The sequence below is a fragment of the Anabaena sp. CS-542/02 genome (genome assembly GCF_028331085.1).
Classification (GTDB): Bacteria; Cyanobacteriota; Cyanobacteriia; order Cyanobacteriales; family Nostocaceae; genus Anabaenopsis; species Anabaenopsis arnoldii.
The window spans coordinates 1-15,632 of the sequence record NZ_JAQMTM010000158.1; the positions used below are offsets into that span (position 1 = coordinate 1).

Annotated in this window: 12 protein-coding genes; 9 read left to right on the plus strand and 3 right to left on the minus strand. The window is 43.5% G+C overall.

Features of this window, described 5'->3' with window-relative positions:
• Both ltrA and nblB read left to right on the plus strand, forming a co-directional pair.
• On the plus strand, positions 1–1,764 hold a 1,764-nt coding region (ltrA, locus tag PN447_RS16240; RefSeq protein WP_271764055.1), incomplete at its 5' end, for a group II intron reverse transcriptase/maturase.
• Positions 1,765–1,822: 58 nt separating this feature from the next.
• The gene (gene nblB / locus PN447_RS16245) at positions 1,823–2,485 is read left to right on the plus strand and encodes a phycobilisome degradation protein NblB (protein ID WP_271764056.1); all 663 of its coding nucleotides are present in this window, start codon (positions 1,823–1,825) and stop codon (positions 2,483–2,485) included.
• A 5-nt stretch (positions 2,486–2,490) separates the two neighbouring features.
• Here the strand turns inward: nblB and PN447_RS16250 are convergent, their stop codons facing one another.
• The 3 genes from PN447_RS16250 to rpaB form a co-directional block, all read right to left on the minus strand.
• Complete coding sequence (locus PN447_RS16250) at positions 2,491–3,009, minus strand: DUF456 domain-containing protein (protein ID WP_271764057.1); 519 nt, start codon at positions 3,007–3,009, stop codon at positions 2,491–2,493.
• Between the two features lie 6 nt (positions 3,010–3,015).
• Positions 3,016–3,678, minus strand: a complete 663-nt coding sequence (locus PN447_RS16255) for a cofactor assembly of complex C subunit B (protein WP_271764058.1) — start codon at positions 3,676–3,678, stop codon at positions 3,016–3,018.
• Between the two features lie 68 nt (positions 3,679–3,746).
• Positions 3,747–4,475 (minus strand): response regulator transcription factor RpaB, encoded by a 729-nt coding sequence (rpaB, locus tag PN447_RS16260; RefSeq protein WP_200989741.1) that lies wholly within the window; start codon positions 4,473–4,475, stop codon positions 3,747–3,749.
• A gap of 170 nt (positions 4,476–4,645) precedes the next feature.
• Between rpaB and radA the strand changes: the two genes are divergently transcribed.
• The 7 genes from radA to PN447_RS16295 all read left to right on the plus strand — a co-directional run bounded on the left by radA (position 4,646) and on the right by PN447_RS16295 (position 15,571).
• Positions 4,646–6,169 carry a DNA repair protein RadA gene (gene radA / locus PN447_RS16265; protein ID WP_271764059.1) on the plus strand — a complete coding sequence of 508 codons (1,524 nt, stop codon included), beginning with the start codon at positions 4,646–4,648 and terminating at the stop codon, positions 6,167–6,169.
• 202 nt (positions 6,170–6,371) lie between these two features.
• Positions 6,372–7,805, plus strand: a complete 1,434-nt coding sequence (locus tag PN447_RS16270; RefSeq protein ID WP_271764060.1) for a hypothetical protein — start codon at positions 6,372–6,374, stop codon at positions 7,803–7,805.
• 575 nt (positions 7,806–8,380) lie between these two features.
• A complete protein-coding gene (rimP, locus tag PN447_RS16275) occupies positions 8,381–8,842 on the plus strand; it encodes a ribosome maturation factor RimP (RefSeq protein ID WP_271764061.1) in 462 nt (153 codons plus the stop codon).
• A gap of 253 nt (positions 8,843–9,095) precedes the next feature.
• Entirely contained in the window at positions 9,096–10,373 is a 1,278-nt protein-coding gene (nusA, locus tag PN447_RS16280; RefSeq protein ID WP_271764062.1) for a transcription termination factor NusA, read from the plus strand.
• A gap of 150 nt (positions 10,374–10,523) precedes the next feature.
• Complete coding sequence (locus PN447_RS16285; protein WP_271764063.1) at positions 10,524–10,793, plus strand: YlxR family protein; 270 nt, start codon at positions 10,524–10,526, stop codon at positions 10,791–10,793.
• 418 nt (positions 10,794–11,211) lie between these two features.
• Positions 11,212–14,376, plus strand: a complete 3,165-nt coding sequence (gene infB / locus PN447_RS16290; protein ID WP_271764064.1) for a translation initiation factor IF-2 — start codon at positions 11,212–11,214, stop codon at positions 14,374–14,376.
• A gap of 922 nt (positions 14,377–15,298) precedes the next feature.
• On the plus strand, positions 15,299–15,571 hold the full coding sequence (locus tag PN447_RS16295) for a hypothetical protein (protein ID WP_271764124.1): 273 nt from the start codon (positions 15,299–15,301) through the stop codon (positions 15,569–15,571).
• Positions 15,572–15,632: the final 61 nt, after the last annotated feature.

A 15,632-nucleotide genomic window follows, 5' to 3' on the forward strand; every position in this document is an offset into this window, starting at 1 on the left:
ATTAACTGGAAACAGTTAGAACGTCGCGTTTACAAAATCCAAAAACGAATTTATCAAGCCTCAGCCCGTGGTGATGTCAAGGTTGTTCGTGGACTCCAAAAGGTGCTGATGAAGTCTTGGTCAGCCAAAGTTTTGGCAACACGTAGGGTAACTCAAGATAACCAAGGAAAGAAAACTGCCGGAGTTGACGGGGTGAAAGCTTTATCACCTAATGAAAGACTAGAATTGGTAGAAGAGTTAAAACTAGGGTCAAAACCCAAACCAACCAGAAGAGTTTGGATAGACAAACCAGGTAGGGATGAGAAAAGACCTCTAGGAATACCTACAATGTATGATAGGGCACTACAAGCGCTTGTCAAATTGGCTCTAGAGCCAGAATGGGAGGCAAAGTTTGAACCCAACTCATACGGATTTAGACCAGGGCGCTCATGTCATGATGCCATAGAAGCAATATTCAGTGCCATTAGATACAAACCAAAATTTGTATTACATGCCGATATCGCTAAGTGTTTTGACAAGATTAACCATCAAGCATTGTTAAAGAAACTGAACACCTATCCTAAACTACGCCGTCAAATCAAAGCGTGGTTAAAAGCAGGTGTGGTTGATAGCAAAGTCCTATTTCCTACAGAAGAAGGTACACCGCAAGGCGGTGTAATATCCCCCTTACTCGCAAATATAGCCTTACACGGTATGGAAGAAATTCTTAAAGAATATGCTTCAAAATTACCAGGTAAAGGTAAAAGTTCTAAAAAAGATAAGGCTAAAGCAATATCAATCATTAGATATGCAGATGATTTTGTCATTCTGCATGAAGATCTCACAGTTATTGAACAATGCAGGGAAATCCTAGTTAAATGGCTAAATGAAATGGGATTGGAATTAAAACCTAGTAAGACCAGACTGGCTCATACTCTGTATGAACACCAATCAGAGAAACCAGGATTTGATTTTCTTGGCTTCAACGTGAGACAATACTCACTTGGTAAATACAATTCAGGATTGAACACAAAGAAGGAAATACTAGGATTTAAAACCATCATCACCCCATCCAAGAAATCGGTTAGGAATCATTACGAAAAGGTTTCTAACACCATTAAAAGACAATTACCAGTACCACAATTGGGATTGATAAGACATCTTAACCCTATTATTAGGGGATGGTGTAACTACTACTCATCCGTAGTAAGTAAAGAAACCTTCAGTAGTATCTCTATGCAGGTCTATCAACGATTTTACAGATGGGCAAAGCGCCGACACCCCAATAAAACCGGTAAGTGGATAACCAATAAATACTGGCATACAATCGGAGACAATAACTGGGAGTTTGCAGCAAAGATGGATGATAAGTTTATCAAACTGTATAGACACCCAGAAACCCCCATTGTACGTCACATCAAGGTTAAAGGCTATGCCTCACCATTTGATGGTGATTGGGTATACTGGAGTTCAAGAATGACAAACCATCCCGAAGCCAATAAAAGAGTAGCGACCTTACTCAAAAGGCAAAAGGGTAAATGTCCAGAATGTGGGCATTACTTTAGAGACGGTGATGTAATGGAAGTAGACCACATCTTACCCCTTTCCAAAGGTGGTAAGGATGAATACAAAAATCTACAACTATTACACAGACATTGCCACGACAAGAAGACAGCCAATGATGGAAGTCTTACAGGTATTCATGACAAGAACCATATCATTGAGGAGCCGTATGAAGCGAAAGTTTCACGTACGGTTTTGAAGACGAGTCGGTCAGGTGACTGACCGGCTTAGTTTAATATTCAAAGCTTTTTTAAACAATTTACAAAATTAGGACAAATAAATGAATATTACTTCTGAGTCTATCAAGCAGTTGCTCAGTTCTGACAATCTGGGCGATCGGTTGCGTGGTGTTAATCAAGTTCGTGAACTGGAACCAGCAACAGCTTTTGAACTGATTCAAGTTGCTATGGGTGACAGTAACTCGCGAGTACGATACTCAGCAGTAAGTCAGATGGATACTCTGGGAAGGCAAAATTTGAAGTTATCTTTGGATGTATTGCGCGGTATGCTCAATGACCCTGAACCTGATGTCCAAGCTGCTGCGGCTGATTGCTTGGGTGCTTTAAAACTCGAAGATGCTTTTGAAGATTTACACCAACTTTACAATACAAGTCCTGAATGGCTGGTGCAGTTTAGTGTTATTGCGACATTGGGAGAGTTGGGTGATCCACGAGGCTTTGAACTACTCAAGGAAGCACTATCATCAAATAATGAATTAGTCCAAACAGCTGCCATTAGTTCCTTGGGTGAGTTGGGAGATATGCAAGCAGTTCCCCTTTTAGCTCCCTTTATTACTAGCTCCGACTGGCAAATCCGTTATAGGGTTGTTCAAGCTTTGAGTCGTTTAGGTGGTGCTGATGCTCACTTGCTTATACAAACTCTTACTGATGACCAAGTGGAAGCAGTAGCTAATGAAGCTAAAAAATCTTTAAGTTTGGCTTGATTGTCTCAACTTCCATATACTTGAGGCCAAGTTGTGACTATAAAAACCACAACTGCTGCGATCGCTAAAACTCCTTGAATTAAGTTTCCAATTACCGAACCCACTATAATGCCTACACCAGCCTTAACTGCTGGCCATAGTTCGCGTCGGTAAATAAACTCAGCGATAATTGCGCCTAGTAGCGGACCTAATAAGATTCCTAACAGAGGTCCGCCGAAGGGTAAGGTTGGTAGTAAGCCAAAAAAGCCTAATATCAACCCTAGGATAGCGCCGATTTGTCCCCACTTACTAGCACCGGCTTTTTTTGCTCCTAAGTAGCTAGCTAGAAAATCTACGGCGATGCTGAGAATTAAAACTACAATTGTGACAATCAGTGGTATTTTGATGGCTGCAAAGGAACTACCCAGTATACCCCAAATAATAATAGAAGTTAGAATTAAACTGCTTCCGGGTATACCGGGAACCACCGAACCAATTACCCCCACTACCATGACGGTAATTAGTAGCCAATAAGTAATTTGCATAAAGTTTTAAATCTCCATATTAGCTAGCAAGGAGGAATGCAAAGTTACTGCTAATTTATCAGCAATTCCCGCAATCCATTGTTCATCTTGTTTGGTGTAGCTGCGGGGTGCATTGGCTCCTAAAATCATCACTCCTTCCTTACCAATTGGTTGACAAATTACACCTTGTGTGTTTTCTGGTAAGTAGTCAAATTCAATTCTCCCGGGGTATACTTTCAAAGCTACGAGATAAATTGGCTTTTGTGTTTCCAATACTCGTTTGAGGATGGGGCCTGGTATTACTTTTGATTTAGCAGCCAGAATACCACGACGCAGTAGAACTTGGTTTTTATAGACTACTACCAGTGAGCGGGTGACTGTATTAGTTAATAATAAACGAGATGCCCAGGCTAGTTCTGTTTTGACGGTCTCTGGTAAGTCTGGTGCAAGTACAAAACCTTCTTCCCCAATTAATTCTACAGAATCAGGCGATCGCGGCTGTACTTGCTGCCATATTAAACCTGTTAAAATCAAAACTGCACTCAAAATTACGCCCACTACATCCCCACGTGCTTGAGACTGCGTTAGTTCTGGAGTCAGCAGCCGGTTAATTAGTAAAAGTACAGCGCCTAACCCACCCACAGCTAAGGGTAAACGGCGTAAAATTTTATTGGGGTCAGATTTGTCCATTAGTGGTTAGTCATTAGTGGTTAGTCATTAGTTGTGAGAATACAACTATTGACTTTTTACAACCGTCCTTATTCCTCGCCTGGTTCAATTATCCTCTGAAACAAATAACCAGTACCTCTAGCTGTGAGAATTAATTCTGGATTACTAGGATCATCTTCTAATTTAGCCCGCAAACGGGAAATATGTACGTCTACGACACGGGTATCTACATGGCGTTCTGGTGTGTAACCCCATACTTCCTGTAAGATTTCTGAGCGAGAAAATGCTTCTCCCGAACGGCTAACTAGTAACTCTAGGAGACTAAATTCCATACCTGTCAAGCGAATGCGCTCATCCCCTTTGTAGACTTGGCGTTTGTTGGTGTCTATTCTAATGTTACCAACATGAATCACGCCGGAGCTAGGAATACCAGAAGCCCCTGTTTTGTCTACTCGTCTGAGTACTGAGCGAATGCGAGCTTCTAGCTCTTTGGGGGAAAATGGTTTGACAACATAGTCATCAGCACCTAATTCTAGACCGGTGATGCGATCGGCAACGTCCCCCAAGGCTGTTAGCATGATAATGGGAACATCGGATTCTTTACGCAATTCTTGACATACGCCGTAGCCATCCAGCTTTGGCATCATCACATCTAACACTACTAGGTCAGGCTCTGATTTGCGAAAGGTTTCCAAGGCTTCTTCTCCATCTCCCGCAGTCACCACATCGTAGCCAATCATGGAAAGGCGCGTTTCCAAAATCCGGCGAATACTGGCTTCGTCGTCTACCACCAAGATTTTTTCTTTATGGCTTTCCAAGTTTCTCTATGCTCCTTAACTAAAATTTAACATGATTAATTTTTAATACCATAATATTAAGATATCATTCCATCAATTGATTGGGAAAAAGCTCTAACTCTTATTCCTATTTGATTTTAGTTTTGACCAACAATTAAGAAAACATTAAGATTTTTGAACAACTTTAAAGAATGGCAAAGCCTAAAACCTTTTACATTTGTAACGAGTGTGGAGCAGAATCTCCCCAGTGGTTTGGTAAGTGTCCAGCTTGTGGTACATATAATTCTTTAGAAGAGCAAATTACGATTCAATCATCAGTAGATGTGCTGACTAGGGGTGGGATAACTGGTTGGCAAGGAACTCACAATCCTGGTAAATCTACCGTTAAACCAGCAAAACCCAGAGCTTCCCTGACATTTGATCAAATTAGCGATCGCCAAATCGCCCGTTGGGAATCTGGGTATGGTGAACTTGATCGGGTGCTAGGTGGTGGTGTTGTGCCTGGTTCCATGGTGCTAATTGGTGGTGATCCGGGAATTGGTAAATCTACTTTACTACTACAAGTATCAAACCAGTTAGCGCAAAAATACCGCATTCTGTACGTCACAGGAGAAGAATCAGGACAACAGGTAAAATTGCGAGCTTCTCGCTTGGGAGTATCAAAAACCCAGCATGTCACCAGTGAGCAATCAGAAGCCACAGCAACCGAGGTAGGAGAAGAGAGTATAAATGCTGATTTATATGTATTACCCGAAACAGACTTAGAAGAAATATTAAAGGAGATGGACTCACTAAGGCCGAATCTGGCGGTAATTGACAGTATTCAAACAGTATTTTTTCCGGCGCTGACCTCTGCACCCGGTTCTGTGGCCCAGGTGAGGGAGTGTACAGCAGCTTTGATGAAGGTGGCAAAACATGAAGATATTACGATGTTAATTGTCGGACACGTCACTAAGGAAGGAGCCATCGCCGGTCCGAAGGTCTTAGAACATTTAGTAGATACAGTATTATATTTTGAGGGCGATCGCTTTGCCTCCCACAGATTATTAAGAACTGTCAAGAACCGTTTCGGTGCCACTCACGAAATTGGTATCTTTGAAATGGTAGAGAACGGACTGCGCGAAGTGCCTAATCCTTCAGAGTTATTTTTAGGTAACCGTGATGAACCAGCACCGGGAACAGCTATTGTAGTAGCTTGTGAGGGTACTCGCCCCATTGTAGTAGAATTACAGGCTTTGGTCAGTCCTACTAGTTACCCTTCTCCCCGCCGTGCAGGTACAGGGATAGACTATAACCGCCTGGTGCAGATTCTGGCTGTTTTAGAGAAGCGGGTTGGGATTCCCATGTCGAAATTAGATTCTTACGTGGCCTCAGCGGGTGGTTTAAATGTGGAGGAACCAGCGGTGGATTTAGGAATAGCTGTCGCTATTGTTGCCAGTTTCCGCGATCGCATAGTTGAGCCGGGTACAATATTAATTGGTGAAGTGGGATTAGGGGGACAAGTGCGATCTGTGTCTCAAATGGAACTACGATTAAAAGAAGCTGCTAAACTGGGATTTAAACGAGCAATTGTTCCTAAAGGGCAAAAATACCCTGATTTTAACATCGAGATATTAGCAGTATCTAAAGTGATGGACGCAATTATTGCCGCCATTCCCCACCAAACCCTAGAGGACAGCGATTTAGAACTGGAGGAGGAATACACCTCACAGTAGGGGTGACTCATTGACAAGTTTTTCCCGAAACTAGCACCGTAAATATACAGCATATCTCATCTGCGTAGAAGACGGGCTTGCCTGCCTGTCCCATGAGATTTACTATATTAATATCTGTGTAGTTCATTGACTGGACAGGTGCTGTATATATATCCGTATTATATCCGCACTAGCCCAAGCAGTGAGCAAATAATCACAGTCAATGAGTAAACAAAAGCCTTTAAAATCATCAAACCTGCTTTTTGAAAGGTTCATGGCAATGATGGCCACGGTTAATTTATGTTTAGTATTTTTTAACTTAACTTACATACCGTGGCGGGATTTCTATTTACGGAATTTACCCCAAATTACCCGAGTTTATGACCCTGTTAAGGGTATTGAAGACCATAGAGAAACGAGAAATTATTTAAATAAAGTAGACGCACTCCAAGACCAGGTGAGTCAAACAGGGTTAACTTCCCCAGAAGCCAAAATTAAGTTAGAAGAACTTGGTCGTCTCAGTAATGAGATGGTGGACGGTAACCCCTTTGCAGCAGTGAATAAAGGTGGTAATTTTGAAAAAGCTAAAAATCGGATGCGCGATCGCATCGGTCAAGAATCTGCAAAACAGTCTTTTAATACCTTCTGGAGTCGAGAGTATTTATCGAGACAAGGATGGAACCAAGAGATTAACTTTTTTAACAGACAAATCCGACCTTTAATAGCCAGCAACTATTTCCGCCGCATCGGGGAAAATGGGGAATTGCTTGATAACTTTTGGCAGATTGATTTACCCTTTATCTTGCTATTTGGTATAGAATTGTTGGGGCGCTCCTTTTATTTGCGCCGTCGTCATCCCAATTTTACCTGGGTAAATGCTATATTGTGGCGCTGGTACGACTTGTTCTTAGTATTCCCTTTTTGGCGTTGGTTACGGGTAATACCGGTAACAGTGCGCCTGCACCAAGTCAGGTTATTAAATCTTCAGCCATTGCAGCAGCAAATAAACCAATCAATACTAGCGAATTTTGCCGAAGACCTCACAGAAATAGTGGTAGTCAGAGTCATTAACCAGCTTCAAGGTTCAATTCGCAGCGGCGATTTCATCAGATGGCTGACGCAAAAACAAAATGCGCGCCCCTATATAAATATTAACAATATCAATGAAATAGAAGCGATCACGAATATTTTAGTGCAAACTGTAGTCTATCAAGTACTGCCGAAAGTTCAACCAGAAATCATTGCCATTTTAAGTCACAATATTGCCACTACCATTAATCAAGTCCCTCTTTATCGCCACCTTGTACCTTGGGGATTAGGTAATGTACAAGCCCAACTCAGTGAGCAACTAGCAACTCAAATTACCAGAAACCTTTACAGCGCGGTCACTACAGCTATGAAAGACCCTGTAGGAGGCAAACTTTCTAGTCAACTAGCCCAAAGCTTTAGCAAAATATTGTCCGAAGAAGTACAGCAAAAACACGTAATTGCCGAAATTCAAAGCTTAATGTCTGACTACCTCGAAGAACTTAAGCTCAACTATGTCCAGCAGTTATCCCAAGAAGACATAGAGCAGATTATGGAACAAACCAGACAGCTAAAAATACAAGCATCAGTAGATAACAATCACATTCTCCAGGTCAAGAACAAAAATTAGCTCAAAATGATGTATATCAGTGCAATGAGGAGGATAAGGGCACAAGAGATTGACTAATCACCAGTGACCAATGACCGTCAAAACATAGTGGGAGCGTGAGAACCTCTACGCTTTAGCGTAGGGGTGAAATGAGACTCCACAGGACTTATCCTGTCGTATCCTTAACAAAAAGGTTTTAACAGGTATTAACAAAGCATTTTTGTTCAGTTAAAATAAGAAAAAGCATCCACAAATATGGTGAAAAACCCAAAAGAGGCCAACTTAAGTAGCCACACAGCTGAGTATGACCTTAGCCAAGGTGAGTAGGGGAGCTTTGACACTCCCAAGAGGAGTTGATTTATTTAAGTGATTAAGTAAATCATATCGTAAACGTTGCGTAGCAAGGCTTCAGTCTGCGTAGCAACATCAGTTTAGAATCCCCTGTGTTTCAACCGGGGGAGATGTCAAAGAATCTTAAAGAAATGCGCTAAACTCGGAAGAGAGACGAACCATTATTGATTCGTCACAAGACTTCTTGGAAGATATCCCTATCGCAGGAAGTGGGTCGATGCCCACTTTTTTTATTGAAATTTCGCATGACTCATCCTTTAGTTTCACAAATTATCGATTTGGCAATACCAGTAGCAGCAGAACTGGGCTTGGAACTCGTTGGCATAGTTTTTCAGACTAACCAGCGTCCTCCAGTATTAAGGGTAGACATCCGCAACCCTCAAAAAGACACTGGACTGAATGATTGTGAGCTTATGAGTCGCGCTTTAGAAGCTTCCTTAGATGCGGCAGAGATCATTCCAGATGCTTATGTCTTGGAAGTGTCCAGTCCTGGAATTTCACGACAATTAATTACAGACAGGGAATTTATTTCCTTCAAGGGATTTCCTGTGATTATCTCCACTTCCCAACCTTACGATGGACAACAAGAGTGGATTGGTCAGTTGATTCGGCGGGATGAAGTCACTGTTTACTTAAACCAAAAAGGTCGTGTGATCGAAATTCCCCGCATTCTGATTACTAGGGTGCAACTAGATGAGCACCCATAGGTGACGGACTCAGAGCTCGGTAACACTAACTGGAAGTAAAAGGCTAGGGAGTAGAGTCACACTTTTCTTTAATCCCAAGCCTCTAATCTGTAGTTTCTCACTCTCCACCCCTTTGTATAGAGGAGAGTTTATTAGGGGTAATTGATGAATTATCTCTAACTTGGGAAAGTTGACAGGGCGCAGGTTGATTAATCGCGCCTCTAATTTTCCTTATCCCTATTTTTTTTAGACTCGATTTTAAAGGAGATTACTTATGTCAATGGTTAGTTTACCAGGATTAAAAGAATTAATTGAAAGTATCAGTCGTGAGCGCAATTTGCCACGTCTAGCAGTTCAGTCAGCTATTAGAGAAGCATTGCTTAAAGGCTACGAACGTTATCGTCGCGCCCAAAACTTAGAACGAAGACAATTTGATGAAGAGTATTTTGAGAATTTCGAGGTAGAACTTGACATCGAAGGAGAAGGATTTCGCGTTCTTTCGACGAAAAGCATTGTGCAATCAGTGGAGAACTCCGACCATCAGATATCCCTGGAGGAAGTGCAACAGGTCGCTCCTGAAGCACAATTGGGAGACTCTGTAGTGCTGGATGTCACACCAGATCAGCGAGAATTTGGTCGCATGGCAGCCATGCAAACCAAGCAAGTGCTGGCGCAGAAACTCCGGGATCAGCAACGCCAAATGGTGCAAGAAGAATTCCAAGACTTAGAAGGAACTGTCCTACAAGCTAGAGTTTTACGGTTTGAAAGACAATCGGTGATTTTGGCAGTGGCCAGTGGCTTTGGTCAGCCGGAAGTGGAAGCTGAATTACCAAAGCGAGAACAACTCCCCAATGATAATTATCGGGCTAATGCTACTTTTAAGGTGTATCTCAAAAAGGTTTCCCAAGGGCAACAACGGGGTCCTCAGTTGCTAGTATCCCGTGCTGATGCTGGTTTGGTTGTTTATCTGTTTGCTAACGAAGTCCCAGAAATTGAAGATGAGGTAGTCAGAATTGTTGCCGTAGCACGAGAAGCTAATCCGCCTTCCCGTTATGTGGGTCCTAGGACTAAAATCGCAGTAGATACCCTTGAGCGGGATGTAGACCCAGTTGGCGCTTGTATTGGTGCACGGGGGTCACGCATTCAAGTAGTAGTCAACGAATTACGTGGGGAAAAAATAGATGTGATTCGTTGGTCTCCAGATCCATCTACATATATTGCTAACGCTTTGAGTCCAGCCCGGGTGGATGAAGTCCGTCTCATGGATCCTGAAACCCGCCAAACTCACGTACTTGTAGCTGAAGATCAACTGAGTTTAGCTATTGGTAAGGAAGGACAAAATGTTCGTTTAGCAGCCCGTCTCACTGGTTGGAAAATCGACATCAAAGACAAAGCTAAGTACGATTATACGGGAGAGGATACTAAGTTCGCGGCTGCACGAGCCCAATATAAACCAGAGGCAGATGATCTGGAATTGGAGGAGCTAGATTATGAAAATCAAGAGGAACTAGAACAGGAGGAAGGAATTTTTGAGATGAGTGATCAAGATTAACTTATGAGTCTGATGGAGTTCTTATACTATTGACAAGATTACTAGTCTTAATGACTACCACAGAATCAATCATGCCACTATTAAGTAAAGATTGGTAAAGCCAACTTTATTTTCACAACCAGATTGCTCCCCTGTAGTCAAATAAGACCAATGAAACCGAATTATCGACGTTGTATTAGTTGCCGTCAAGTCGGCTGGAAAGAAGACTTTTGGCGGGTTGTCCGCGTTTTTCCATCCGGAAGGGTACAATTAGATCAGGGCATGGGGCGTTCTGCCTATATCTGCCCCCAAATGAGTTGCCTACAAGCGGCTCAGAAAAAAAATAGACTGGGGCGATCGCTACATGCATCAGTGCCTGAAACACTGTATCAAACATTGTGGCAACGTCTAGGCCAAGCCCATGCCCAAAATCAAAATTAACAACGGGTGGAAAAACCTGGAGGCGGTAATCCCCAGAGTCTTTGTGCATAAAGCCGACTCTGCAATTAATGGGGTGAATGCCAAAATAGTAAATGGGTGTAGTAACCAGCGGCTTTTTTACAAGACGAGTGGCAGGGCAATACCCCCAAAAAGTTTTACTCGATTGTGTTGTGGAAGACTCAGAATCAGCAAAACAAAAAACTAAAGAATGGCAACCTGGTAGCGATCAGGGGCAGCTGGGCATCAACCATCATGATTATTGGTGGAGATGTCAGAGTTAAACCAAAATATCTCTCTTTCCTGACTGGAGGCACCGGCAAAATCACCAAGGGCAACCTAAAACAGTAATCGAAGGATGGAGATGTCCGAAACCAGGCAACCATCCGCTAAAAAACTGTAAATTAAAGGGGAAGAGTGGATGAACAACGGCAAAGTTAGAATCTACGAATTATCAAAGGAATTGAATTTGGATAACAAAGAGCTATTAGCTATTTGCGATCAGCTCGAAATCGCGGTTAAAAGCCATAGCAGCACTATTTCCGAATCTGAGGCAGAACGTATACGCACGGCTGCCGAAAAACTGACGGCTAATAATTTGAAAGGCAACAATACATCTAGTAAACTAAATACATCACAACCTGGCGATGGCGCGGAGCGCAGTGCCGGAGGCAATCGCAATCGACCTACACCACCTCACAAACCACAAATTTTGGAAATTCGCAAACCCAAAATATTGAGAAATAATACCCGAAACGCCCCCCAAGCTTCAGTGGCTAATGATAGCCAACTTGCTTCCTCAGAAGTTCATTCTTCTTCACAATCAGAGCCAATCGATACACCAGTCTCACCCATGAAGCCGACGGCACCAATTCGACCTGTACCCCGGAATCAATCTGAGACCTCACCAGAACCTGCAATCAAACCAGTAGATCCAGTTTCTAATACACAGGCGCTAGAAACAAGAGCAGCCGCAAAACCTGAAAAAGCTGGAACTGAACGCAGCCGAAGTGGGGTTTCCCCTAAACCAAAAGTGGAAAAACCGCAAAAACCCCATCTGGCGGAGCCGCCAGCCAGACCAGTGGCGGGAAATTCCCGTGTAGGACTGGGCCAGAGTCCCGCGGAAAAACCAGTACTCAAGCGCGATCAAGTCAAGCAGAAGCCCCAAAGAGGCACTGGCACTGACAGCCCACAAGCCCCGGCGGCAAAACAGCATCGTCCTACTCCCGCAAATCCAGTCAGAGCAGAACAAAAAGGCAATCGACCGCCCGGACAAGGACACCCCGATCAGCGGTTACGAAGTGCACCAATGGCAGACGGGACAAGACCTAGTCGTCCAGTACGTCCGTCAGAAGTTGCAGCCGCAATGCCAATTGCTACTCCGCCAAAACCCATGTCAGGGGGACAGGTAAAACCAGACCTTGATACTGATGTGATCGCACCGGAACTACTTGATTTGAAACGCCCCACACCACCGCGTCTAGCTAAAGGTGGTAAAAGGTGGCAAGAGGAAGAAATTATTGACGAAATCAAGGAAAAGGCCGGTAAAGTAGGACCTAAAGGCAAGCGGGTTAAACCAATCGTTGAAGATGACTTTGAAGAAGACGATTTACTCGATGATGAGGATCAAGACTCACCAGCTACAGTCCAGGTTAGTCTTTCCATCGCCCGTCCTCCTAAACCAAAAGCTGCTCGAGGTACACAGTCACCTGCAGCAGCAGTTATTAGCGCCCCAACTGCTAGAAAGAAAAAATCCTTCTCTCGTCGCGACCAAAACCGTCGCCAAGAAGTGGAGACAAAGCGTGAACGTCCTGAAAAAGTAGTGATCACAGGGCCAATGACAGTCCAAGAACTGGCTGATGTTTTTACTATTGCCGATACAGAGATTGTGAAAATCCTTTTCCTCAAAGGTATGGCTGTAAGTATCACCCAGAATTTGGATATCCCCACCATTACCTTAATAGGAAAAGATCTGGAGATAGAGGTCGAAACTGCTCAACCAGAAGCAGAAGCCCGTAAAGTCACGGAAATGTTGGATGTGGCAGATATGGATCTACTCCAGCGGCGTCCGCCTGTAGTGACAATTATGGGTCACGTAGACCATGGGAAGACAACTCTGCTTGACTCCATTCGGAAAACTAAGGTTGCTGCTGGGGAAGCAGGTGGTATTACCCAACACATTGGTGCATACCATGTGGATGTGCAACATGAGGGAAAAGAACAGCAGATAGTTTTTCTTGATACTCCCGGACACGAGGCATTTACAGCTATGCGGGCACGGGGAGCAAGGGTAACTGATATTGCAATTTTAGTAGTGGCTGCTGATGACGGTGTTCGTCCCCAAACGGTAGAGGCTATTAGTCACGCCCAAGCTGCCGGAGTACCAATTGTTGTTGCCATTAACAAAATTGATAAGGAAGGCGCACAACCAGACCGAGTTAAACAAGAACTCACTCAGTATGGTCTCACACCTGAAGAGTGGGGCGGAGAAACAATCATGGTTGCTGTAAGTGCCATGAAGGGCGAAAACCTCGATACGCTCCTGGATATGATTTTGCTAGTAGCAGAAGTGGGAGAACTCTGTGCCAATCCAGATAGGTCTGCTAAGGGCACAGTGATTGAAGCACATCTGGATAAGGCAAAAGGCGCAGTTGCTACCCTGCTGATTCAGAATGGCACCCTCCATGTGGGAGATATGTTAGTGGCTGGCTCGGCGTTTGGTAAAGTTCGGGCAATGGTAGATGACCGAGGCAAACGAGTAGAGGTTGCTAGTCCTTCCTTTGCTGTGGAAGTACTCGGTTTAAGTGATGTCCCAGCCGCTGGCGATGAATTCGAGGTCTTCGCTAACGAAAAAGAAGCCAGAACCCTGGCTAGCAATCGCGCTGACAAACAACGTCTATCCCGTCTGTTACAAGGACGTGTCACTTTGACCACGCTCTCCGCCCAAGCACAAGAAGGAGAGTTGAAAGAACTCAACTTAATCTTGAAGGCAGACGTACAAGGTTCTGTGGAAGCTATTGTGGGATCTCTCAGACAAATCCCCCAAAACGAAGTTCAAATTCGTATGCTATTGGCAACCGCTGGGGAAATAACTGAAACCGATATTGACCTAGCCGCAGCTAGTGGCGCTGTGATCATTGGTTTCAATACTACCTATGCTAGTGGCGCTAGACAAGCGGCCGACGAAGCTGGGGTGGATGTGAGGGAATACAATATCATCTACAAACTTTTGGAAGATATCCAAGGAGCTTTAGAAGGTCTGCTGGAACCAGAGTTGGTGGAAGAACCCCTTGGTCAAACCGAAGTCCGTGCCGTCTTCCCTGTGGGTCGTGGAGCCGTGGCTGGTTGTTATGTACAGTCGGGCAAATTGGTTCGCAACTGCAAGGTGCGAGTGCGTCGTGCCGGTAAGGTTGTTTATGAAGGTGTCCTTGACTCCCTCAAGCGGATGAAGGAAGATGCACGAGAAGTTAACTCCGGTTATGAATGCGGTATCAACATTGATAAGTTCCATGACTGGGCAGAAGGTGACTTGATTGAAGCCTTCCAAATGGTAACTAAGCGTCGTACACTCACATTGACGAAATAGTGCTGGTTACTCATTTCCGGGTCGTGAGTGAAAATGATGAGTTTTGAGATGAAATGAGTGCACAACTCAAACTTCAAAACTCATCAATGCCTTCTACTTCCTTGATGAATTGTCTCGGTATTTTGTAGTTTCCTCAGAAAGGTAAGAGATTTATATCGGCGGTAGAGCATTGAATAGACTTAAAGCAAAGCTTATCGCCTCCGATAGCCTGGGAGGGATAGGCATAGCAATAGGTGGATTAGATGAGAAGCCTATACTGTATTGCTTGCAATCAGTTTAGAATCATTTCACATGTTGCTCATATACCAGTTGCGCACTGGAAATAGGGACATAAAGGTTTATGGAGTTAATCAGAATCAGTGCAAACTAATTTCCATAAGGGGCATTCATGAATTGCCCTATCACCCTCCACTAACTCTGTGTATAAGCCATGCAAGCTATATCCTCTAGGGTCAAGCAATAAGTAAACAATCAATCTGCTTAGGTAGGTTTAGATAGGTGTTATAGAAAGATTTAACATTAATTTTCACACTGCCAGTGAGTCTATCACTTGTTTTAGTGACTAATAAGACAGAATTTTTGGTTGTAAGTACTATAATATTAAGAACAAATTTAGCTCTTTCCGGCAGAAGCCCCATAAATCAGGCGAAGCCCAGAGTGGAATGAATAACCGGGTAGTGATAGTGGCAAGCTGAGACTGTATGGTGGCGTCCCTATGGGAGTATGTAAGGTGTGCTGGTCAATCAAATTCTACTGTGGCGATTTAAATCCCAAAAGTAGAAATTAAAATAAACCGACCATCAACCCTAAAGTAAACCCTGATAACTGTTAAAGGAATTATGTAGTTTCTGATGTGGGCAATGTCGTAATTAGCGAAACTGAATACTGCCATATTGAAATTAAAACTGAGGAATGAAGAACTATGGCTCAAATTCCATTATCTAGTAGCGATTCCTACGGTGGGCTGATTGCAAAGCAGGCACTTGGCGAACGCGATTGCGATCAGCGCAGTGTCGAAGGCAATGGTCAATTTTCTGCTGAGTCCGACATTTGGTATAGCCTAAAATGTGCGATATCCACCAGTTCAGGGTTTAAAAGCTGGCGACTAGAACACTATCCCCAATTGCAGGGACTTCATATCGAGAAACAAGTAAGGAGATATTTACGAGAAACTTTAGAAACTTTAGCGTATTAAAAATCAAGGAAATCTTCTACAGGTCGGCTCAAACATTTTGAAGGTGATTTGCCCATTTGAT